The 23006-nt window shown below is 59.9% G+C and carries 20 protein-coding genes; 4 read left to right on the top strand and 16 right to left on the bottom strand.

Annotated features, from left to right (window positions below):
• Positions 1-174 precede the first annotated feature (174 nt).
• The 10 genes from ATE64_RS10750 to ATE64_RS10705 form a co-directional block, all read right to left on the bottom strand.
• Positions 175-468, bottom strand: a complete 294-nt coding sequence (locus tag ATE64_RS10750; RefSeq protein WP_058456859.1) for a hypothetical protein — start codon at positions 466-468, stop codon at positions 175-177.
• A gap of 12 nt (positions 469-480) precedes the next feature.
• Complete coding sequence (locus ATE64_RS10745) at positions 481-1122, bottom strand: hypothetical protein (protein WP_058456858.1); 642 nt, start codon at positions 1120-1122, stop codon at positions 481-483.
• Positions 1123-1169: 47 nt separating this feature from the next.
• A complete protein-coding gene (locus tag ATE64_RS10740) occupies positions 1170-1562 on the bottom strand; it encodes a hypothetical protein (protein ID WP_150126424.1) in 393 nt (130 codons plus the stop codon).
• A complete protein-coding gene (locus ATE64_RS10735; protein WP_231729192.1) occupies positions 1531-2517 on the bottom strand; it encodes a zincin-like metallopeptidase domain-containing protein in 987 nt (328 codons plus the stop codon). The genes ATE64_RS10740 and ATE64_RS10735 overlap by 32 nt, the downstream gene beginning before the upstream one ends.
• A gap of 47 nt (positions 2518-2564) precedes the next feature.
• A complete protein-coding gene (locus ATE64_RS10730) occupies positions 2565-4748 on the bottom strand; it encodes a ParB/RepB/Spo0J family partition protein (protein WP_156416648.1) in 2184 nt (727 codons plus the stop codon).
• Between the two features lie 292 nt (positions 4749-5040).
• On the bottom strand, positions 5041-5313 hold the full coding sequence (locus tag ATE64_RS10725) for a hypothetical protein (protein WP_058456854.1): 273 nt from the start codon (positions 5311-5313) through the stop codon (positions 5041-5043).
• A 206-nt stretch (positions 5314-5519) separates the two neighbouring features.
• The gene (locus ATE64_RS10720; protein ID WP_058456853.1) at positions 5520-8615 is read right to left on the bottom strand and encodes an efflux RND transporter permease subunit; all 3096 of its coding nucleotides are present in this window, start codon (positions 8613-8615) and stop codon (positions 5520-5522) included.
• Between the two features lies 1 nt (position 8616).
• Positions 8617-9699: an efflux RND transporter periplasmic adaptor subunit gene (locus ATE64_RS10715; protein WP_058800340.1), complete on the bottom strand. Its 1083-nt coding sequence runs from the start codon at positions 9697-9699 to the stop codon at positions 8617-8619.
• A gap of 23 nt (positions 9700-9722) precedes the next feature.
• Positions 9723-10136 carry a hotdog fold thioesterase gene (locus tag ATE64_RS10710; RefSeq protein WP_058456851.1) on the bottom strand — a complete coding sequence of 138 codons (414 nt, stop codon included), beginning with the start codon at positions 10134-10136 and terminating at the stop codon, positions 9723-9725.
• Positions 10133-11020 carry an alpha/beta hydrolase gene (locus ATE64_RS10705; RefSeq protein WP_058456850.1) on the bottom strand — a complete coding sequence of 296 codons (888 nt, stop codon included), beginning with the start codon at positions 11018-11020 and terminating at the stop codon, positions 10133-10135. The genes ATE64_RS10710 and ATE64_RS10705 overlap by 4 nt, the downstream gene beginning before the upstream one ends.
• A 74-nt stretch (positions 11021-11094) precedes the next feature.
• On the opposite strand from ATE64_RS10705, the gene ATE64_RS10700 reads away from it, so the two are divergent.
• Positions 11095-11568: a MarR family transcriptional regulator gene (locus ATE64_RS10700; protein ID WP_058456849.1), complete on the top strand. Its 474-nt coding sequence runs from the start codon at positions 11095-11097 to the stop codon at positions 11566-11568.
• A gap of 138 nt (positions 11569-11706) precedes the next feature.
• Here the strand turns inward: ATE64_RS10700 and ATE64_RS10695 are convergent, their stop codons facing one another.
• The 5 genes from ATE64_RS10695 to ATE64_RS21165 form a co-directional block, all read right to left on the bottom strand.
• Positions 11707-12339, bottom strand: coding sequence for a tyrosine-type recombinase/integrase (locus ATE64_RS10695; protein ID WP_058456892.1), 633 nt, complete (start codon positions 12337-12339; stop codon positions 11707-11709).
• 231 nt (positions 12340-12570) lie between these two features.
• A complete protein-coding gene (locus ATE64_RS10690) occupies positions 12571-12873 on the bottom strand; it encodes a HigA family addiction module antitoxin (RefSeq protein ID WP_058456848.1) in 303 nt (100 codons plus the stop codon).
• Positions 12873-13154, bottom strand: coding sequence for a type II toxin-antitoxin system RelE/ParE family toxin (locus ATE64_RS10685; RefSeq protein ID WP_058456847.1), 282 nt, complete (start codon positions 13152-13154; stop codon positions 12873-12875). The genes ATE64_RS10690 and ATE64_RS10685 overlap by 1 nt, the downstream gene beginning before the upstream one ends.
• Before the next feature lie 98 nt (positions 13155-13252).
• Positions 13253-17392: a strawberry notch family protein gene (locus ATE64_RS10680; protein ID WP_082657775.1), complete on the bottom strand. Its 4140-nt coding sequence runs from the start codon at positions 17390-17392 to the stop codon at positions 13253-13255.
• A gap of 192 nt (positions 17393-17584) precedes the next feature.
• Positions 17585-17905 (bottom strand): WGR domain-containing protein, encoded by a 321-nt coding sequence (locus ATE64_RS21165; protein WP_231729193.1) that lies wholly within the window; start codon positions 17903-17905, stop codon positions 17585-17587.
• Positions 17906-18564: 659 nt separating this feature from the next.
• Between ATE64_RS21165 and ATE64_RS10675 the strand changes: the two genes are divergently transcribed.
• The 3 genes from ATE64_RS10675 to ATE64_RS10665 all read left to right on the top strand — a co-directional run bounded on the left by ATE64_RS10675 (position 18565) and on the right by ATE64_RS10665 (position 22083).
• A complete protein-coding gene (locus ATE64_RS10675; protein ID WP_058456846.1) occupies positions 18565-19644 on the top strand; it encodes a replication initiation protein in 1080 nt (359 codons plus the stop codon).
• 169 nt (positions 19645-19813) lie between these two features.
• Positions 19814-21016 carry an AAA family ATPase gene (locus ATE64_RS10670; protein ID WP_058456845.1) on the top strand — a complete coding sequence of 401 codons (1203 nt, stop codon included), beginning with the start codon at positions 19814-19816 and terminating at the stop codon, positions 21014-21016.
• 47 nt (positions 21017-21063) lie between these two features.
• Positions 21064-22083, top strand: coding sequence for a ParB/RepB/Spo0J family partition protein (locus ATE64_RS10665; RefSeq protein WP_058456844.1), 1020 nt, complete (start codon positions 21064-21066; stop codon positions 22081-22083).
• Here ATE64_RS10665 and ATE64_RS10660 read toward each other — a convergent pair.
• Positions 22043-22987 (bottom strand): hypothetical protein, encoded by a 945-nt coding sequence (locus ATE64_RS10660; RefSeq protein WP_058800339.1) that lies wholly within the window; start codon positions 22985-22987, stop codon positions 22043-22045. The two genes, ATE64_RS10665 and ATE64_RS10660, sit on opposite strands and share 41 nt — an antisense overlap.
• Positions 22988-23006: the final 19 nt, after the last annotated feature.

Below are 23006 nucleotides of genomic sequence, written 5' to 3'. Positions count from 1 at the left end.
TACGCACCTTGCCCTGACCGTCATCGCCTCGATTTGCGACTCAGACGCATCCGGCCTTTTCCGAACATGCTATTGTTCCCCGTCCCTTTCGGGATTTCAGACCTTGTGAGGCCCGAGGTTAGTCCGGCGAGCAGAGGCATTCTCAACTTACCTCATCATCACTGATACTCCATTTCAGCGCCGCAACGGCGCACTGTCCTTGTAGCCGAACAGGAGGCCGTCTGCGGCCTTGGGGTTCCAGCGGACCAGACAGATTACCGCGGAGATGGCGTGGGTCTGGTTGTTCGGTCCATAGCGCTGGACAGCCGCGTAATAGGCCCCGGTTGTGGACACGCTTCTGATGACCCGGCATCCTTCGAAGCTGCCGGTTTCTTCGTTCTCGCGCTCCCATGTGAGCTGATTGTCGAGATAGGCCTTGGGAGTGTCGAAGCCCCCCATTCCGGCACGGTGCATGTAAAGCCAGCCCATGCGTGTTCTCCTTCAGATGAGCCCCGGCTGCGCCGGAGGTGCGATCTTCAATTCGCGCGCGATCCGCGCCGTGAGTGCGGGAATGTCTGCAAGGGCGGTGATCGGCGCTTTGCGCATCACCGCGCCAGGCGGTTTCCAGAACGGGTTGCGCCAAGCGAGACCCGGCTCGCCGAACCTTTCCGGGCTAATTCGGACATAGATACCTTCGGCTTCCAGCACATGCTCACCCGCGAGCTGTTCCTGTGAGGTGTAATAGCTGATGCGGTAATCGGCATGCTCGAGCCCGATCCCTGCTGCGATCTGCCGAAGGGCGCGCGTGCCCTCGCGCCGGTAGTGGCGCAGTTCTTCGGGACGATAGTCGAGCCCGCGTTTGACCAGCGCAATGATCGCAGGCCTGTGTTTGAGCTCGGCAAGGCGTTCGATGCACTGGGACCGCAGAGCCTGGTCGTCTGCCTCACATTCGGTCGGCCTTCCGTCAGCAATGCGTTGAAGGTGGCGCGTCAGCAGCAGCACAGCCGGACAGGTTGCAGCCTGCCGGCCTGCAAGGCGAACATCATCCACGGCCTCGTTCAATGCTCGCAGCGCATTTTCGAAGGTTGTCAGTCCATCAGGCTGGAGTGCGCGGCGGTAACGGTAATCGATGTCGCAGGACATGAGGCTTCCTTTCCATTGCAAGATGCAATGGCCCCATCCCCCTTCCCTCAATGCAGGCTGCCGCGGTGCTCGCTCGGGTTCTGCAGCGGCAACGGCTCGTAGATCATCGGTCGCAGGAGCGTGTTTGGCGCAATCTGTTCGAGGATTCGCGCAACTGCCGAGACCGCAACGCCCGCCTCGGTTGTCTGAATGACAAGCGATCGGCCTTGATCCGGAGTTGTGCCAAGTGACCAACCGGCGTCCCCCTTGCCGAGAAGACCGTCCAGCACCTGGCGTAGATCCCTTTGGGGAAACAGGCCTGCGATATACTCAGCCAGCACACCGCCAATGGGCGCCCTCCCCCGGCCTGCAACATCGCCGGCATAACGGTGAAGCTGGGTGAGGCGAACGACCTCCTCGGGGGCTGGCTCAAGCACAAGCCGAAACTGGCGCCGTTTCATCGGCTTCCTCCCCTTCATCCTCTGCAGGTTCGCTCTGGTAGCCCGAATAGGCCGCAAGATGGTTGAACGCCTGATCGGCCTTCGCGGCCGCGGTGATGATCGCCGTCTTGTCGGCCTTGAGTATTTCCAGCCAGTGCGAGACGTAGCTGGCGTGGCTTTCATGGAGGTCTGCCGGAAGGCCCAGTTCGTAGCAGATCCGGGCACTCACCTGCTCGGCGACGAGCTCCTCGAAAGAGTATGCCTTGTCGCCGAAACGCTTGCCAAATTCGCGGGCGAGCCGCGAGGCATGGCCCGACCAATGGCCGAGTTCGTGCGCTTTCGTGGCCACGAACCCGTCTTCGGTGTTGAAGACATTGGGGTGCGGAAGCTGAATGTAATCTGCGCCCGGCGAGTAGAACGCGCGGTCTCCGCCGAGGCGTATGTCCGCCGGGACGGGTGCGAAGAAGCGCTCGATGGCAGCGGTCTTCTGCGAGGGCGTCGGCGGCGCTTCAGGCACCGGACTCGGATAGAAATGCGGCGGCAGGCCATCGATCTGCGAGGCGTTGAACACGCTGTAAGCGCGCATGAAGCGGATTGTTTTCGACGACTCCTCACCGGTCGCCTGATCGACCGCGGTCTTCTTCGTGCTGTTGAAGTAGATGCTCGGCTCGGCGGTCTCGCCCTTGCGGACCTGTCCGCCAAGCTCAATGGCCTGGCGCCAGGTCATCCAGTAGCGTGAGCCATAACCATAGTGGTCGGCGACCGCCCAAAGATAGAGGCGGTTGATCCCTGTATAGGGGACGCCTGCAGCGCGCAGCGGCGCGCCACCCATACCGGTCTTTTTCCAGGGTCGGCGCCAGGGCAGCGTTCCGGCCTCAATTGTATTGATGATCAGATTGGTGATTTCCTGCGCGACATCACGCTTGGGTCGTTGGCGCATTGGCCTGCTCCTCAACAAAAAAGAGGCCCGGCTCACTCAGGCGAGTGGCCGGGCCAGGTCATCAGGAGGGGTGAGTCGCCGCTTCAGGCGGCTACCGCCGCTTCTTCACAGGCGACTTCATGTTGATGGTCTTTGAGGAGCTCGTCGGCCTCGCTTTCGGCTTCACCGTCATCGCCATCGCAGACGTCGGCGACAGGGTCGCTTTCGTCGGTGTCCGGGATGACCGGATCAGCGGGATTGGCAGCAATCGTGAACTTCATGCCTTCGGGGAGCCACGCCAGCGCCGCTTCCTTGACGTCCTGTTCAACGATCGCCTTGCCGGCGAAGATCGTCTCGCAGGTCTTGGCAAGGTCAGCCTTCTTCGATGCGGCATAACGCGCCGCAAGATCGCTGCCGCCGACTTCGGTCAGCGCGGCAAGACACGAGGTCTTGCTGACCCGGTCGAAGAAATTCTCGGCCGTCGGCCGCCACATCGCAGCGACGTCGATGTCGAGCATACTGCCGATGACAGCATGGATCGGATGGTATTCCGAACCATAGCCCTTCTTGGCTTCGAGCGAGATGGCCACCGCATAGGCGAGCCACGCCGCCTTGGTTTCGTCGGCAAGCTCGCGGAAGGCAATGAAGCGCTGGGCTGCACAGCCATGTTCCTGCCATGCCGTGTCGAGCGCGTTTTCGGCCTCGGCGAGAATCCCTTCGGCTGTGGACTGCGAAAGTTCTCCGGTCGCAGGATCGCTGGGTCTACCGCCCTTGATCGAGGTTCCCCGGCTTTCATAGCTGCGACTGTCAGCCAAAGCGAAGATGGCAAAGTCGAGCGCGAGCCCCGCATCGGTGAGCAGCGATGCCGACAGGATATTGCGGCGCTGGACCGAAAGCTCGTCGAACAGGCGGGCGCTGATCGGCTTTTCCGTGCCCGGCGCAACTGCCTCAGGCCTGGAAGGTGCAGCGCTGCCTCGCTTGGTGGAACCTGGCACCGGCTCTTCGGCCGTCGCTGTCACCTTGCCATTCTCATCGGTCTCGAACGACAGGCGCTTTTCGCTGTAGTAATCGGCCTCGAGGACCATCTCGCCGCGGGTGGTGAGAACCAGGAACCGTCCGGCCTCACTGCGCCATTCTTCGGGCAGTTCGCGCACCGGGTTATTGAGGTCGGCGCGCTCAGCATCGAGATCCTCATACTCGGCCTCGAGCTGCCCGAAATCGGCCCCGTCGCCTTCAGGGTCGCCTTCATTGCCTTCGTCGATGATCTCGCTGATTTCTTCCATTCGGGCATCGATCGCGTCAATTCGGGCACGTGCTTCTTCGGAGAGCGACGCGGGCGGGAGGCGAACCGCATTGACGCCCATTTCGCTGCGCGCCTGCCATGAATTGGTCGACGCCACCGGGCTGATCCACGCAAGGCCCGTTTCAGCAGCAATGCGCTGGGCTTCGGTCTCCATCTTCTCGGCCGCAAGCTTGTGGGCGATCTCGATGTCGATCCAGCGATCATCTGCCGCTTCGCTGAAGAGGTCGCGCTCGATCTTGCCGCCGGCGGCCACATAGGCATCTTCGCCGATCAGCAGCGCGATTGGGTCGTTGCCGCGCATGGAACCGCTCGCCACCATGCGCCGGATGGCATCGGCGCTTGGATTGTAGGCGTACCGCATCTGCTCAAAGACCCGCAACTGCACCTCGTGCTGATCGGTCGCAGCATAAGCCTTGGCGATCTCGAGGGTGACATCGCCCTTGGCGAGTGCTTCGAAAATCGGCTCGGCAAGGTTTGCTAGCCGCAAGCGGCCTTCCACAAAGCGCTGGGTGAGACCAAAGCGTTTGGCGACCGCGGCAACATCGCTGCCCTCCTTGATGAAGTGCTGGAAGGCGCGGCATTCCTCAGCGGGGGACATCCCGACACGCTGGAAGTTCTCGGCAAGCGAGGCCTCGCCAGCTTCCTCTTCGCTGCCCTCAAGCAGCTTGCATTCGATCTCGGTATCGGGGTCCCACGCACCGCGCGCGACGATCATCTCGATGGCCCGCAACCGGCGGCCACCGGCGATCACGGCAAACTTGCCGCGCTTCTTGCTCTTGGTGACCAGCAGGTTCTGCAAAAGGCCGCGTGCTTCGATGTCGGCGGATAGCTGGATATCGTCTTCTTCGCTGCGCGTTTTGCGCACATTGGCATCGCTCAGATAGAGCCGGGAAAAGGGAATAAGCATCGTGGTCACTCCTGATGTGCACCCGGCAATCACCCGGGCACACATCCCCTCCCCCTCCCCTTCTGATCTGCGGTTCACGCAGGCCTCGGGGTTACTCGTTGTCGCCGCGCGAATGGAAAGCGTGGCATGCTCCGGATTTGGAGCGCGCGGCTCGTCAGAGGTCAGAATGCCGCAATTGCTGGATGCTCATGTGGAGGCGATCCTGGGATCGCCACAATTCGCAGCCCGAGCAGACCGATTCGGGTGACGACCGCAGCTCAACCGCTCGCGGCTGCCAGACTAGCCTGATAGTTCGGCCCGAAGCGGACATGCCGCTTTCGGGATGGCGCATCGGCCCAGCTCATGACCGGGAATGGGTGGTTAGCTGTCGTCAGGGCTCGTAGAAGGTGCTGCCCCTGTTTGGTGCCGAGCGGAGTTGGTGGATACCGATCCGCCAGCCGTCCTCGACGGTCATCTTCGGAGCATCGCTGTTCCAGATCGCGGCAGAAACGCCCGTCGTGAACTCCTTGGTCAGTCGTAACAGGACCTTCTCTGCCGCCTTCTCCTTCGTGGCAGCATACGCATGTCGGGTTGTGAAGAAGCCTCGGACGTCGTCCGGATGGCGGGTGTCACGGCCATGAATCATGAAGCGGTAGAACGGCATAGACGTAGTTTCTGACACTTGCAGAATGACTGCAATGGGGTCGTTTCCTGAATGTCGGCTGCTGGCGAGAAACGCGCAGAAGCTGACTGGCAGGTTCCGTCACCATAAGCCGAACGGCAGGAAGCTGCCTTCGTTGAAAAAATCTGCCATTTAGGAACCGACCCAAAGCGGTCATAGGGAGGGATCACTAAAAGGCGAGAGGCGGTTTAGCCATGCAGCCTGTTTCGAGCCATGGTGCGAAAACGCCCAGTAAGCCCTCTTAGATCACCCGCGGCAGAATAGGCGGCGGGCACCACCAGCAACGTCAAGAATGTGGAAGTGGTCAAGCCGCCGATGATGATAAAGCCCATCGAATTGCGCCACTCAGCGGCATCCGACTGAGCTAGCGCGACTGGCAGCATCCCGAATACCGCCGCCAACGCTGTCATCAGGACGGGCCGCAGGCGTTCGGGCGCTGCTTTGCGCATTGCCGAGGCCGGGTCCATGCCTGCGTCGCGATACTGGTTGGCAAGATCGACCAGAAGGATGCCGTTCTTCATCACGATCCCCATCAGTGCAATCATGCCGATCTGAGCAAACAGGCTCATTTCCTGCCCCCCTGCCCACATGAGAAAATAAGCGCCTGAAAATGAAAGCGGCGCAGTGAGCATGATGATGATTGGCTGCCCGAAGCTGTTAAACTGGCTTGCCAGCACGATGTACAGCGCCACGATTGCAAGGGCGAACGCGAAGACAATTGCCTCCCCCGTCTCGGCCAGTCTTCGCGCTGTGCCCTCGGTCCGGATCGAAAGTCCAGGCGGCGGCGGGTTGGACGCAAGGAGGTTCTCGACCTTCGTAACCGCGACGCTCAGCGCTACGCCGGGGGCTGTATTCGCCTGCACTGAAATCTGGCGCGATCGATCAATACGGTCGATCTCCGCGGCGCTTAATGCCACTTCGACATCGGCGATTGCTGCTAGATCGACCAGCGTGCCTTGTCCGGTTCTGAGTGGCAGTGCCTGAACATCCGAGAGGGTCTGCCGATTAATTTCGTCGAGGCGCACGCGGACATCATAGCGCCGCCCGTCGGCTTCGAAGGTTCCCGCATCATTGCCTCCGACCAGCGTGCGAGAGGCTGCGGCAAGGCTTCGCGCCGATATGCCGAGGTCCGCTGCGCGGTCACGATCAAGCACAATCTGCAATTCGGGTCGGCCGCCCTCATAGGTCGAGCGGACGTCGACGAAATCGGGCCGGGAAGCGAGTTCACCTTGTAGCCATTGCGCATAATCGTTGATCGCTGCAGTATCACTCCCGGTGATGATCAGCTCGATCGCAGCTTGCCCGACACCTCCGCCCGACACCCAGGGAACCTCCGCAACAGATACCTCGCGCGCTCCGGCGACACCTTCACTCAGGGCGTCGCGCGCGAAGGTCATCAGGTCATCTTGCGACAGGTCGCGGGTCCGCTTAGGGGTCAGCCCGACATAGATATCGATTTCGTTGACCTTGGGATTGTTGCCGCTGCCCGCGCTTGCGAACACCAATTCGACTTCCGGATTTTCGCGCAAGACAATATCCGCTTGCTGTGCCGCGTCGCGCGCTCCGGCGATTCCCGTGCCAAGGGGTAGCTTGACCGTCGCGAGAAATTCTGACCGATCAGTGGAGGACATAAAGGTGCTCGGCACAAGCCCGGCAAAAAATCCGCCGACAAGAACGCTCGCCAAGGCGCCAGCAAGCACCACATACCGCCTGCCAATGGCCCAGCTGACGAGTCGTTCGTAGCGAAGGCGCATCCCGACATGAAATCGCTCTATACGTCCCAGCCAGCCATCTTCCGGATGTTCCGGGCGCAGCAATCGGGCCGACAGGGCCGGGGTCAACGTAAAGGCAACCAGCATCGAGACGCTGACAGAAAACACGATTGCCAGTCCATATTGGAAGAAGAAACGGCCGACTATTCCCTCCATGAAGGCGATCGGAACGAAGACCGCCAGCGTAGCGAACGTGCCTGCCAGCACCGCCAGTGCGACGCGCTTGGTCGCAGCATGTGCCGCCTCGGTTGAATCAACACCGGCATCGACATCGTTCTGGATTGCCTCGACCACGACTATGGCATCATCCACCAACAGACCAATCGCCACAGTCAGCGCCAGCAAGGTGATCATGTTGATGGTGAAATCAAATGCGGCGAAAGCGACGAAGGTGGAAACGATCGAGGTTGGAATGGCGAGGAGAACGATGATCGTCGCGCGCCAGCTCAACAGGAACAGAAAGGTCACGGCGACTACCAGCAACACCGCGATGAAAAGATCGAACAGCACGTCGCCGATTGCCTGTTCGATGAAGCGCGATGTATCGCGGGCGATAACTAGGTCGACCCCATCCGGTGCGCTTGCGCTTATGTCCGCGATTGCCGCCCGGATCTGCTCGGCAACTGCAACGGTGTTTTCACCGCTCTGTTTGCGCACTTCGAGCACCACACCAGGCTTGCCATCAAGCTGCGCATAGCTGGTTTCATCTTCGACCGAATCTTCGACACGGCCGACATCGCCGATACGGACGGTCTGGCCATTCGGGCGATAGGCAATCGGAATCCTCGCGAACTCAGCTGCGCTCGCTGCTTCGGCAAGCGTGCGGATGCCGAATTGGCGTGTTCGCCCCTCCGTCACCAGTCTTCCGCCCGGAAGCTCTGCGTTTTCACGCTGGATTGCCGAGAGGACGTCGTCTGCCGTGATGCTGCGCGCGCGCATCGCGGACGCATCCAGCCAGATGCGCATTTCGCGCTCGCGCCCGCCAACCAGCTCGACCGAGCCGACCCCGGGCACGCGCTGCAACCGCTCCTTCAACTCCTCGTCCGCAAAGGTGGTCAGATCGCGGATCGGCATATCGCCAGACAAGAGCACCGACAGGATAGGCGCAGCATCTGGATCGACTTTCTCGATCACCGGCGGCTCGGCGTCAGCGGGCAGATCAGCGCCAAGCCGTGACATCTTGTCACGGACTTCCTGCGCCATGAGGTCGGCGTCTTGCTCGAGCTCGAATTCGAGATTGACGATGCTCACCCCTTCGGCGCTGACAGAACGCATCTGTCGCAGGCCCGCGATGGTGTTGAGCTGCTCTTCGACGATATCGGTGACTTCGGTCTCGATCGTCCCAGGCGACGCCCCAGGCAGCGTGGTGGTCACCGACACGTAGGGAAATTCGACTTCGGGAAACAGATCGACCCCGAGACGGCCGAAGGAAACAAGGCCAAGCACGACGAGCGAGACAATCAGCATCGTCGCAAAGACTGGACGCCGGATCGAAACATCGGCCAGCCACATCTTACTTCTCGCCGGTCGTGCGGAGTGGTTTGACTGGCTCGCCGTCGCGCAAGGTTGCCGGAGGATCGAGGATCACTTCCTCACCTGCCGCCAAGCCTGACCGGATCCGCACCTTATCGAGGTCGATGCTGTCGAACCTGACCTCGCGGCGCTGGGCCTTGCCATCTCGGATAATGAAAAGATGGGCGGCGGAGCTGTCGCCGAGAATGGCTGTTCGGGGCAGAATGATGGCTGGTTCGGGCGGGATCTGGATCTCGGCTCGCGCTGCAAGGCCGGAGCTTATCCGGTAGTTGGGATTGGCGATCGGCAGCCGCAATTCGATCATCCGGCTTTCAGGATCGACCCGGTCGTTGATGATGTAGACGATGCTATCGAACGGCGCGTCGAACCCTTCGATGAAAACGCGCGCTGGCATGTCTCGCCGCAGCATGTCGACATATTCCTGCGGCGCGTTGACAATCGCCGCGACGGTGCCGAGCTCCTGCAGTTGAAGAGCGGCCGACTGACCGCCTCCCGCGAAGCGATTGTTGAGATAGACCCCCTCATCAACGAGGCGCGCGGTTACGACGCCGTCATAAGGCGCGCGCGTAATCGTATCGCTCAGGGCCTGCTGCGTGGTGCCGAGTGCAGCAACAGCTTGCGCCTTTTGCGCGCGCGCAACGGCAAGCTGAGTCTCAACCGCATCGACCTGCGCTTTCGAAACGAAACCCTTCGGCGCAAGAGCTATCACGCGTTCATAGCGCCGTTCGGCTTCAATCGCTTGAGCGGTCGCAAGATCAACCGCAGCTTGTGCCTCAGCCACGTTCCGCTGATAGTCGGCTTGTCTGATGCGAAAGAGCGGCTGTCCGCGTGACACCCTGTCACCGACTTTCACAAAGATCCGCTCGACCGGGCCTTCGGTGAGCGCTCCGATTGCACTGCTTTGTTTGGCTGCGATAGTTCCGAACGCCTTCACGGGTTCGGTCAGCAATTCGGTCCTTACGATCAACGTCCGAACCTCACGCGGGCCTTGCGGCGCCGCCTTTGCAGACTGGTCATCAGCTTCGCTGCCTGAACAGGCAGACAGCACCAGCGAAGCAGCCATCAGAGCGGCCACAGAGGGACGAATTAGCATATATAGGCGCCCCTGCCGCTTGCCAGAAGTTTGTCGTCAGGCCCAAAAATGCGGGCTTCGGCGACACTGATCTGGCGTCCGGTTTTGACAACCTGTCCACGCGCAATGAGCGGACCAGCGGTCGCGGGCCGATGATAATCGACCCAGAGGTCGACCGTGGCCGTAGCCCGAGTGCCTAGCATAACCAAAGCGTAAAGGCCGGTTAGATCGATCAGCGCTGCCAGCACGCCGCCATGTGCCGCGCCAACCCCGGGGTTGGAGACAATTTCATCGCGCCAGGGCATCGTGAGTTCAAGCCCGTCTTCCGAGCAGGATTGGATTTTCAGGCCGAGCCATTGATGGAAGGGCGCAATGTCGAGCATGTCTTGCAAGCCCGCCCGGTCAAGCACCATTGGCTGTTCGCTCATTGCCCCGATCCTGTGGGATTATGGTGGCGATTCAGAAAGCCGAGGATCGCATTCGAAAATGCATCATTGGAATCGCCCACGACCATATGCGTGGCGTCTGCGATGTCGGTATACTCCGCATGGGGGGCGACCTGCTGCAGGTGTGCAACCGCTTCTTCGGAAACAAGGTCGCTCGCCGCGCCGCGAATGAGATGGAGCGGAAGTGTCAAGCTGGCCGCCGCCCTGCTGAGCTCCTGAAACTGAAGCTCCTGATTATCGGGATTGCTCCGTTTGGCAGCCATGATGTTGCGGATGAACGCTGGATCCCAATGCCAGTAAAAGCGGCCATCATCCTTTTGCCGGAGATAATGGCGCAGGCCTGCGCCAGCGCCGCGCTTGCCGCGGTGTGGCATGTAGCGTGCGATGACCCCCGCCGCTTCATCAGGTGAGGCAAAGCCGGTTTCGACATGCTGCTCCATGAACCCGACGACCCGCATCACGCCGTCAGGCTCCATGCGGGGCGCGATATCCACCAGTGTCAGCGATTCAAAGCTGCCGTGGGCGAGCTCTCCCTCAGCAAGCAACCCCGCCAGTCCACCAAGCGATGCACCGACCAATGCGGGCTTGCGGTCCATACCGGATGCGAGCGCGACAAGATCGGCCGCGAAGTCACGTATTTCATACGCCCCGGCATCGGACCACGCGCTGTCACCGTGGCCGCGCATGTCAAAAGCAATTGCGCAATACCCGGCGTCAGCAAGATCGGTCGTGACCCGCTTCCATGCCCTCCGGGTCTGCCCACCTCCATGAGCAAGCAAGACCGGCATTGCGTCAGGCGCGCCGGTGATCTCGGCTGCGAGGTCGAAGCCGTCGGCGCCCTTGATGCTGGCTGTTACGATGTCCATAGCATTTTGCTATACTGTAAGGTGCCTTACAGTAAATATCTTTATTTTCGTATCGGGAAAGCTATGACCGGATCATGGTAACGCACTCGGATCAGGCTGCCGATGAAGCTGAGACGAATTTTCTGACCGACACCGATCGGCTCGTCTTCCTGATGGAAGAGGTGACGCGGCGGCTGCGACGCACATTCGATACCTCCTTCGAACAATTCGGACTCACCCGAACTCAGTGGCGCGCTTTGGCATATCTTTATCGAACGCCTGGCATGACGCAGACCGAACTTGCCCGGGAGCTTGAGCTGGAACGAGCAAGCGTTGGCCAGGCCATTGACAGGCTTGAAGAACTTTCGCTCGTTGAGCGACGTAGCGCAGTGAACGATAGGCGCGTTTGGCACATCCACCTTATGCCTGCTGCGGTTGAGTTATTACCGAAGCTTAGGACCGAGGCCGACGCGGTCTACGGGCACCTGCTTGCCGGGACGGACATTGATGAGCTGGGCCGGTTAAGTGCGATGTTGGCCGCGATGCAGGACAATTTGGGTCGCAATTAGACGCGCTGGATTCTCGATGTCTCCACTGACGGTTCCGACACCGGACGTTCAGCTTCCCACCCACTTGTTGCCGGTTCGGCGATCTCAGCTTTTCACCACAAGCGGCCATCGGAGCTTGCCCGACGGCCGCCATGATGGTCAGATTTCGATACGCTCAGCGAGGACCAGTGCATCCTCCACGTCGACACCGAGATAGCGGACAGTGTTCTCGATCTTGGAATGCCCCAGAAGAATCTGGACCGCACGTAGATTTCCCGTTGTCCGGTAGATCATGGCCGCCTTGGTGCGCCGCATGGAATGTGTGCCGTAGTCTTCCCGCCGCAACCCGACAGCGGTTACCCATTCATCGACAAGCCGAGCGTATTGCCGCGTGCTCATTGGTTGGCCGGAATGGATCCTGCTTGGGAACACGAAATCATCGAGGCTTCCTCCCCGCCGCAGCAGCCATGTCGCCAGGCTCGAGCGGGCGTCCGCGGTGATTTCAAATTGCACGGGTCGCCCGGTCTTCCGCTGAATAATCATGGCGCGGTCGCGGACCTTTGATCCGGCCACGAGGTCGCCGCTTTTGAGCTTCACCAGATCGCAACCCCGCAGTTTGCTGTCGATCGCCAGGTCGAACAGCGCACGGTCGCGGAGCCGCTCCTCGCGATCAAGGAAGAACCGGATCGCCCAAATCTGTTTCTGGGTCAGTGGCCGCTTTGTGCCGACGGTTCTGCCGGCATTCCACACAACGCGGTTCTGCATGGCGGGGTCGAAGTGAGAATAGGTCATCATCTTTCTCCATGGCCTTGATTGGCCAGGTAGAAAGAACGGGAGACAAAGGTGACTTTGCCTTTGATCGGGCTGAAGGATTGGGGCCCTGCGATCTAGCGGGACAGAATTGGTCTATCTCGGTCCGTAACCATAACCTCTTTGCCTGTTTGCGCATTATCAATCAGGCGGGACATCCGATGGGGGGAGTTCCAACGTAACTTGGGTCATCAGCGACCCAATTGAGTCCTGCTATGCAGGCTCGCGCACGCGCTCGATAGAAATCGTCTCCGATCCGCCTTTGGCTTGCGCAAGATCATAGGCGGACTGCATCCGCAGCATGGTGGCGGCAGAAACACCAAATGCCTTCTCGAAGCGGATCGCCATCTCCGGGGTTAGCGCAGCCCTGCCATTCAGCAAGCGGCTCAACGCAGGCCGAGTAACCTTGAGATGATCTGCGGTGCTCGACACATTCATGTTGTAAGGCTTCACGATCTCTTCGAGCAACCAAGGGCCCGGGTGGATCGCGAAGCTGTCATGGAGCTTGATAGCCATCAGTGATAGTCCTCCAGATCGAGATCAGCGACGGTGAGTTCGTTGATCATTGTGAATGTCAGCCGCCAGTTTCGGGTTACCGTCATGGCAAAGTATCCCTCCCTGTCGCCAGTGAGGGGATGAAACCCGAAATTCGGCGGCACCGCCAGCTCATCCAGGCTCTCTGCCGAGGCAATGAACGCCAGCATGCGACGGAGCCGGTCAGTCTCCATCAGTCCTGCTGGCTTTCCGGTCTCAGCAAACCTGCGAAGCGCCTTGTGGCGGATGCTGCCGATTTCCATAGTGGTGTAATCCCATAAGTTACACAAAGAGTCAACGGGAGTGTAACCCCTGAGGCGACACCTCGGACATTGGGGCGGCAGCTTGCAAAACACGCAACTCACACGTGAAGCAGATCGCTGATCACCGATGAAGCGGTCGCTGTTGGAATAAACACCCGGGTACGAAACGAGATGATTTCCGTGAAGCATCCGATGCTCTTCAGCCAGGGCAGCTGATCGACAGGTGCGCCCACGATTTCATAGCGCTGCTCGCCTGCCACGCGCGAGCATTTGATTGTCGCCTCGAACGGCTTCTTGATTGGGATTGTCCGGCTTTCGCTGAGCGCCCTGATGATCGTATCCGGGCTCAGTTCAACGTTGGAGGCAATATCGAATTTCTCGAGCAGCTTTGCCACGTCGAGCTCGTGGACCATGCGGCCGAGCCAGCTTCTGCCCTCTTCGTCGACGATGCGCCGGACCTCCAGATAGTCGACGGGAAGGCTCGACCAGATCGGCAGGAGAAGTCCGGTTGCAAGGTACACGGTCTCTGTGGTGAGCCGTTCGGCAAGCTCCGCAACCTCGCTTTGCCACAGCTTCTCGAAGGTCCGGCGGGGTGCTTCCTCCCAGGCCGATTCCGCAAGGTCATCGAAGTGGTGGTATTCGCGCCGGAGCGGACGGTGGAGGATAACCCGCCTGATGAGTTCGCCCTGTTCGGTCATGAAGTGCCGCGAAGGTTCGGCCAGGGCTGCTTTCCCGCTCTTGGTATTGTGGAGCAGAATGCAGCCGTCAGCGTAGTCGCGGCGCTCAAGGACACGCTCAAGGGAGATCGGCCGTGCTCTCGTCTTGAGAGCCAGCTGCAGCAAGTGTGACGTGGCGCCGGTTCGCCCGTCGGTCCGCAGGACGATGTCTTCGACAACCTCGGCCTGTTCAACCCGAAGGGTTTCGACGCCGACATCGAGTGATCCGGCCTCGCGCGCTGCGGACACTCGCGCTTCGACCAACCCCAGAAATTCCTCGAAGATCGCATTCTGCATTCCGATCGGCAGCGCGAGGATGCGGTTGAGCCAGCGCTGGATCGGCGGAAGGTCCTCTTCGAGAATGCCGTCTTCCGAGACAATCTTGAGCCCGCTACGTCGCTGGAAATCGATCAGCGTTGCGCTCTTGAGCTTGCCGTCCGCCAGCAAGGCAAACCAGGTCGAGAGAGCCGCCTTGGCATATTCGCTTTCGAGATTGTCGGCAGGGTCAAACAGGTTCTGCCCGCCCGTCTGGCGTTGGCCCCGCGTCAGCGCCCCCAGGCTGTCGAGCCTGCGTGCAATGGTGCTGGTGAACCGCAGTTCCCCCTTGCAGTTCGTGGTCACAGGCCGGAACAGCGGTGTGTTGGCTTGATGGGTCCGGTGCGTTCGGCCCAGCCCCTGGATGGCTCTGTCTGCGCGCCATCCCGGCTCAAGCAGGAAGTGGATGCGCCGCTTCTGGCAAGCTGCGTCAAGGCTGGCATGGTACGATCGCCCGGTGCCACCCGCATCGCTGAAGACAAGGATTGGCTTCCTGCCGTCCATGAACTGGTCTGTTTCGGACTGGTTCGTCCGCGGCGAGCGGGTCTCGAGCCGCTGCTGGCCGTCGCTCTGGGTTATGAGCCGCTTGCTGCGCCCGGTCACCTCAGCGACCCTGTCCGGCCCGTAGTGCTCGATTATCCCGTCCAGCGCTGGCTTTATCGGCGGCATGGCACACAGGTGCTCGATCATCTCGCCGCGGCGGGCAATCGCAGTCTGGTTGTGTACTGGACGTCCTTCCTCGTCGAACATCGGTGCCGAGCGCTGCGTGCCTGTATCGTCGACGAATACCTGCATCTGTTGGGTGGGGAAGGCCCGCTCGAGGTACTCGATCACGGCGTCGAGCGGGCTGAGATCGAGGTCGAGATCGGCTCGCTCTTCTGGGGAGAGGCTGTCGAGACGGCGATCGAGGATGCTTTCGGCGGTCGAAACCAGTTGAACGACAACCACCTCATCGCGATCCAGATGGAAATTGATGGCAGCAATCAGCGTGGGTAGCTTCATTGACAGCAGCAACTGGTTGAAGAACCGCTGCTTGGTGCTTTCAAACCGGCTTCGCGCTGCGACTTTCGCACCGCTGTTGAGCGTTGTGCCGTCGATTTCATCGACGACGCCGGTCAGCTCCAGCGCCTCCTCAAGGTTCTGATGAATGATCGCCCAGGCGTCCGCATAAGTGTCGTAGACGGCGATCTGTTCGGCGGTCAGATCATGTTTCAGGATGTCGTATTCGACGCCTGCGAAGCTGAGTGCGCGCGCCTGATAGAGGCCAAGTGCCTTGAGATCGCGCGACACGAGTTCCATCGCAGCGATGCCCCCTGCCCTGATCTGGCTGATGAAATCTTCCCTGTTGGCAAACGCGGTGCCAGGTCCCCACAGACCAAGCCGCACGGCATAGGCAAGGTTGTTGACCTCCGAGGCTCCGGTCGCCGAGGCGTAGAGAACCCGGGCATCGGGCAGATTGTTTTGCAGCAGCACGCCGGCGATGCCCTGCAAGGATCCGCTTTTCGTGCCGCGGGCGCCCTCGCCTCCTGCCACACCGCCCATCTCGTGGCTCTCGTCGAAGGCGATGACACCTTCGAAATCCTCGCCCGCCCAATCGAGCAGCTGCTTCAGGCGGGTGGCGTCCTGACGCTGGCTGCGAAGGGTCGGGTAAGTGACGAACAGGATCCCTTCGCGAAACGGAACCGCCTGATCGATCTTCCAGTTGGAAAGCGGCTGAATGTCGGCCGCTAGCCCTCCGATAGCGCTCCAGTCGCGGCGCGCGTCCTCGAGCAGGCTTTCGTTCTTCGAGATCCAGATGGCCTTGCGGCGTCCCGCAAGCCAGCCATCAAGGATGCAGGCGGCGATCTGCCTGCCCTTCCCTGCCCCCGTGCCATCGCCAAGGAAATAGCCTTTGCGGTAGGCACGCCCTTGCTCGTCGAGTTGCAGGCCAACGCCTTCCTCAGCTGGAACGAACAGGCCCGGCAGATACTGCTGCCACGCGTTCCCGGCATAGATGACAGTTTCGATCTGGGCCTCGGAGAGCAGGCTTTCTTGCAAGACCCGGTCCTGCAGCGCCGGGACATAATCCGGGATAGGTGCCGGGATCGAGCCCATAGCCACGCTTTCGACGAGCGGCGTCGGATGCTCGCGCGCGCCAACAATGTCGACCCGACTTGGCCGGTACGGGATGTAGACCCCGCTTTGCTCACCGAGCACTCGCGGCAGGTCCAAGGTATTGAACGCCAGTGCTTCGATCTTGGGGGTTTGGTCTACCCTCGCTTTGACCGGCTTTGTGATGGGCGTTGCCCGCATGGCTTTGAAGAGCACGCCCGGCTTTGCCTTCGGCGGCGCCGCGCGCGTCTCGCAGTCGGGTTGGGCTGTCGCGCGTTTGATGATTGGAACCGTAGACGCGACGTCTGCAACTGTCTCCCGCGCCAAAACTGCAGGTCTGATCTGCCCTGGGATCTTGTCGATCACGTACAAGCGCACGGCCACGCTGGTGCCCTGCTTGTGATAGCATTTATCGAGCCGGATGGATGTGCGGACCGTGCAAGAGGCAAAGGTGTCTTCGTAGATTTTCGCAAGCTTTGCGCTCGTCGTGAACCAGTCCGGCATGATCGCGACGATCCGCCCCCCCTTCCCTAGCCGCGTGATGGCAGCGCGCAGATGACGCACCGCTGCGAACTCGTCTGCCCCTCGTCCCATTGACCGCGAGAATGGCGGGTTCATCAGGATCAGGCTTGGCTGCACAGCAGCGTCGAGATGCGATGCCAGCATGGCTCCATCGATCCCCGTGGTGGTGGCCTGGGGGAACAGCAGAGCCAGCTTCTCCCGCCTGCGCGGATCGATCTCATTGAGATGCAATGCGCGGACATCGGGCAAAGTTGCCACCAGAGCGCCATGTCCGGCGCTCGGCTCAAGAACGATATCGGTTGCAAGCGGCTGCGCCAAAATCACGGATAGCGCTGCGAGGTCAGCGGGCGTCGAGAATTGCTGGTACCTGAGCTGGTTTTCACTTCTGACCGTATGTGTCGGCAGCGCCTCGATAAGCGCGCTGATCTCCGAAATTTGGGTCAGCATCTGAGGTTTGCTCAGGAGTCCGGCCATGTGGCGCGTCAATGCCGCCTCGAGCAGGTCAAAGGCGTCCCTCTGGCTCCAGGCGCCGTTTGCGGAGCCCTCCCCGTAGAGCTGGCTCATCGTCTCAAACAGGCGTTGTTTGTTCGCCATTCCGGTGGCGATGGCGTTCTGGATTTCGGTGATTGCTGCGTCCAGCTTCTGGCTGGATTGTTCAAAATGGTCGGTCACGGTCTGCTCCTGATGCTGAACCGCATCAGGCCATCCCCCTCCCCCTTTGGCGAAACTGAGGAGTTCTATGGAGAAATCTCCAGTTCCGAAGAGCCCCTCGCTGGTCGAGGAAGGCTATTCTACTGTTTGGTAACGAACACCAATCCGCTTGAAGGCGTTTTCGCGACGCGCTCGTATCTGTCGTGCGATTGTGTCGGCCTCTCCTCTGTCCAGAAAGCTGGTGGTCACCCCCTGCCCTCTTGTACCGATTCGTCCCCAGCGACGCTCGACCGTTGTCCAGCCAAACAGATCGGTCTCGATCCAGAGATGATAGTCACGCGCGACGTTCCGTGAAGGGTCGATGGCTTGCCAATGCCACGACTGATTTTTTGGCGTCTTCATGCGGAACTGGTGGCAGAACGCTGAGCATTCGGTCCAACTGGAAATCTGAATCACAGGAGCGTCTGTGATTCATTAAGGCGATTGACCACTGCCTCGTGTTTTAGAACGGGTGCATGTCCGTTTCGTTGGTCTGAGCCGAGAACGTTCCTCGCGACGTCTCGTAATCTCCAAAAACAATCATAAAAAAACGCCGCTGCTTGCAGCGGAAGGATTCATGATTCTAAAGATTCAGATTCGGGGCGTAAATTGGCAGTGAAATCAGTTGCCTACGCTGATTTTCCTGACCAGCTGGGGGATTTTACCTGACTTGCCGGGGGCTTAACCCTGACTTGCCGGGGGAACTCACCTGACCTTCTGGGGCCTTCCTGACCTTTTGGGGGCAGCCGTCCAGATGTTGATGCGTCGCCCGCTTGGTCGGATTTTTGGGTCTCGCAGGCATCAAAATCAAGAGCGATTTTAAGCCCTGCTGGAGAGCCTAGCGACTCGCGGTTTCTTTGGCGATTCATACCCGCGATCCGACCAACTCAATCCTGACCTTTTGGGGGATGCGGCTATCTCTATATCCTGACCTGACTTGACTGATGAGGTCAGGTCAGGCAGCAATCACCCTCCCAAGAATCAAGCTTTGATCGCAATATTGCATGGAAACGGATGTTAGCCCAATAGCCGAGGCTCCTGAAGAGAAGCCTGAGGAAGGATCCCCTGGCCGTGCGATGCGGGTTGCTGCCGCGTTGAAGGCAAAGGGCGGCGACGAGTTCGCCAAGCCAGGCAGCATCATCGAAATCAAGTTTGTCAAAGGCGAATCTCTCAGTCTGACAGCTTCGCGACTACTCGCTCTCATGATCCTCACAGCTGGGGGTGACGCTTGGGAGGATCGCCCTCACCGCATACGTAAGGCGGACATTCGGCGAGGCCACAAGGGCAATGAGCGGATTACCGACATGCTTCAGGAACTGCACCGAACGCTGTTTGCCGTTGACGACAAATCCTGGCGGGGAAAGAAGGCGACGCTCCTGTTTTCTCTGATCTCGCGGTCGAAGGAGGAGACAGATGAGGAGGGCGGCGAGACTGGATGGATCGAGTGGGAATTCACTCCTGATGCTCGCAAGCTCATCCAGGCATCCGAAACCTACGCTGTGCTCAATCGCCAAGCGGTGCTTGGCTTTCGTTCGAACTACGCCTTGAAGCTGTATGAGCTGGGGGCACTTCGGCTTCATCGTCGACAAGCAACTTGGCGGGGAGACATGCAGGCGCTGCGCGCAGCATTGGGTATTCCACCGGATGTTTACACAGACTTCGCTCAACTTCGGCGCAAAGTTCTGGAGAAGGCGAAATCCGAAATTGACCAGCTTGCTCACTTCCGTGTTGAGTGGCGGGAAATCAGGCAGGGTCGAACAGTCACGGAGATCGAGTTCCGGTTCGAGCCCAAAGGCGCGCCGGAGGTGCTTGAGACTGTCGACGAGCTTGATCGTCATTCAGCTGGACGCCAGGCGAGGCGTGATGGGGCTGTAGAGAGCGTTACAGTGGGGCAGGGGGCTATTCCGGCACCGCGAGGAGCAGTCTCAGCCAAGAAGCCATCCGAGGCGACATTTCCAGTGGGAACGCTGCGCTTTGGTCATGACGACCTCCTTGAGATAGGCCGTACGCATGGCGGTGGTTGGGACGTAGATCTGATCGCCAACGGCTTTCGCGAGCATATGGGTGAGCGTTTGGCGAAGCTTCGCGGTGCGAAGTTGATCGCCGCCTGGAAAGGGTTCTGTGAGGGGTGGTTCAATCGCCGGGGCCGACCCTGAACGGCAGAAATTGCACGCGTGCAATTTTCTAAGCCCCCACCGAGTCAGGATAGGGCGCGGCGACCTAGATTTCTCACCGATAACGCGCTCCAACTTTCGAAATTCCCGATTCTCTTGACGGAAAAGCGCAAGTCGGTGTAGCACATGCGGAATTGCGAAAGGAAGGCATGTGTCAAACGGACTTCAGATTGAAGAAGCCGAGCGTTTGGTCTCGGTCGCGACGCTGGCCAGTCGAACCTCCTCGGTACTCGAAAAGCTCCGGGATTCCGCGCGAAGCGCTAGGGCAGATGACCGGCGCGAGCCAACCTTTACAATCGGGAAAGCGGCTGAACTTGTGGGCCGCACGCCGGCTGCTATCCGTGATGCGGAAAAGGACGGCCGCCTGCCAGAGCCTGCGAGGACCGACAACAACAGGCGCGAGAGATATACGCTTGCCCAGCTGAATGACATGCGCGGCGTCTTCGGGACGAGACCCTATCGGGCTCCAAACGATCCCTGCTGTGTCGTGGCCGTTCAGAACTTCAAGGGAGGAGTTGGTAAGTCGACTTTGGCCGTTCACCTCGCTCAGTATCTGGCCATCAGAGGCTACCGTGTTGCACTCGTCGATTGCGACAGCCAAGCCTCGGCGACGACCCTTTTCGGGTATGTGCCCGATCTCGACCTCACCGAAGATGATACCCTCTATCCGTTCCTTCGTGAGGGGGAGCGATCGTCTCTGGACTACGCTCTCCGCAAGACTCACTTCGACGGTCTGGAGCTCATTCCCGCCAACCTTCGTCTGTTCAATTCCGAATACGAACTAGCCGCACGTATGGCACAGGGGAACGGCGCGCTTCTTGACCGCCTGAAGGAGGGAATTGAGAGTATATCGGATCGGTTCGATGTCGTGGTGATGGATCCGCCGCCTGCCCTCGGAGCGATCTCGTTGTCCGTGCTGCGGGCTGCTAACGCATTGGTCGTGCCGGTTCCGCCGACTGTTATGGATTTCTCCTCGACGGCTGCATTTCTCTCGATGCTAGATGAGACGATTGAGCAGCTGGCAGACCGTGGCCTCGCTCCAGAGTTGAAGTTCCTCCGCTTTGTCGCGTCCAAGGTCGATGAAAACAAATCGATGCAGAAAGAGCTGTTGCAGCTGATGCGGACGCTATTCGGCCATGCGATGGTTCGCACGCCTCTCAAGGACTCGGCAGAGATTGATAATGCTACGGCGCGGCTGATGACAGTCTATGAGCTTGACGGCCCTGCCACTAGTTCGGCGGTTCGCAACCGTTGCCTAAACTATCTTGATGGCGTGAATTCGGAAATCGAAGTTGATATTCGATCGATGTGGCCCAGCCATCAGAAGCGCCTCCGTCAGGAGGCTTTGGTATGAGCCGCTGGAAAATTGCACGCGTGCAATTCTGCTAATGGGAGGCTTGCATGAGTAGGAAGAATAGTGGTTTTGCGGCCGATCTGGCGGCAGGTATTGACCTGACCGAGGATACTGCTGCTCCTCGCAGATCGAGCATTGCCTCAAACGTGCTTACGGGGCGTTCAAACCGTCTTGCTGACCTGGCGTCGGGAGCGATTGTTTCTCGCACACATGAGCTTGTTGACCCAGCAAAGTGTCGGATGTGGGCAGGCCATAACCGCGACTATGCTCTGCTTAACAAGGAACGCTGCGCGGACCTTATTGAGAGTATCAAGGCTCAAGGGCGGCAGGAGATACCCGCGATCGTCCGTCGTCTATCCGGAGATGACGGGTTTGAGTTTGAAGTCATTTGCGGAGCGCGCCGACACTGGTCGATCAGCTGGCTGCGCTCGCACAACTATCCAGACTTCAAGTTTCTCGTCGATGTACGCGAGATGGGCGATGAAGAGGCCTTCAGGCTTGCTGACATTGAAAACCGGGCGAGGGATGATCTTACCGATCTTGAACGCGCAAAGGACTATCTGCGCGCCCTGACGGCCTATTACGATGGTCGGCAGAAGACGATGGCAGAAAGGCTCAAAGTTTCCGAAAGCTGGCTAACGCGGTATCTCGATCTGGCACGGCTGCCAGATGGGCTGACCAGGGCATTTGCCAATCCGCAGGAGCTTGGCATTCGCAATGCGATTGCGCTCAAAGCGCTCCTCAAGCCTGAGGATCGACGGGAGCGCGCCTTCCGTGAGGCGGAACGTCTTGCTGCAGAGCGCGAGCAGACTGGCAAGTCGATGTCTGTGATTGAGGTGATCAAGGCGCTCGCTCTCGCCGCAGACCCCCCCAAGAAGTCAGGATCCCCCAAGAAGTCAGGAAAGCTTGAAACCGTGGCCAGTGCCAGTGGGAAGCCAGTGCTTCGGATCGATGGGGCTGACCGTAAGGGCGTCCGTGTCACGTTGCTCAATAAGGGCGGCGCGACACGGCAGGAAGCGGAAGAGGCTATTCGCGCCGTTCTAGATCAGCACTGGCCGGCAATATAGCGCCGTCGGTCTGCCGAAGGAGCACCATACTTGCCGCCTGAAGTGAAGCTACCGATTGAGAAGCGGTGCGCTTTGTTACACCCAGTCCTCGAGCGAGCTCAGCTCGAGTAAGTGGGCCCAAGCTGACGATCATTCGCCAGGTTTGCGGAGCAGTCGAAGAGGCGTACAGCCCAGAAAGTACATCGTCGGCCCGGACGACAGCCCTTCGCAGGAAGCGCAAGTCGACCTCAGCCTTTTCGCTGGCTACCTGGAGCGCCGCGCGAAGCACAACGGGCAAGGGCTCTTCATGGAGTTCACGAAACACAGCCCGCGGCATGACCCCAGCAAGCGCCATTGGAGCCGACCCCAGCCCAAACAAGTGTGGCCGCATGGCGGCCGCGATCGACGCAGCCCATGCCGCACCCCGCGGCGCCGAACGTGTAACAGCGATCCCACCGACCTGGACCATCTCACTGCCGCCCTCAAGGAAATCGATTTCTTCAGTTCGCAGCTCCGTCAACCATTCAAGCAAGGCGCCCATCGGATCGCGGGTCGGCAGCAGCGCATCGAGCCGTTCGAGCGCGCGATCGGCGGGCCTGTATGTCTCGCTGAATCCTTCGGAGTGACTTTTGGCGGCCATGACCAGCTTGGCGGCATGGGCGAGGGGAGGGTGACCTCGCCGGCTGATCCACGATAAAAACTGGCGGCGTTCTTCGGAATACCACGAGCGCATAAGCTCGTCTGCCTCGAGCCCCGGATTGTGTTCAATTCCAATATTATCAAACGGATAATCGCGCACATGCACGCGCCAGAGGCGCCTGAGTGAGGCCAGCGCAAGGCATTCGGACAGCTCGGGTGAGATGAAGGGGAGGGCGCCTTCGATGCGGGCAAGCGTCAGTTGCCAGGGTGCTGGGGCGGATACCATCGGCCAGATAGTATATAAA

This window comes from Sphingopyxis sp. H073 (assembly GCF_001468395.1).
Taxonomy (GTDB): Bacteria; Pseudomonadota; Alphaproteobacteria; order Sphingomonadales; family Sphingomonadaceae; genus Sphingopyxis.
The sequence above is the reverse complement of the archived record's forward strand: the minus strand, read 5'-3'. Positions and strand labels throughout refer to the sequence as shown.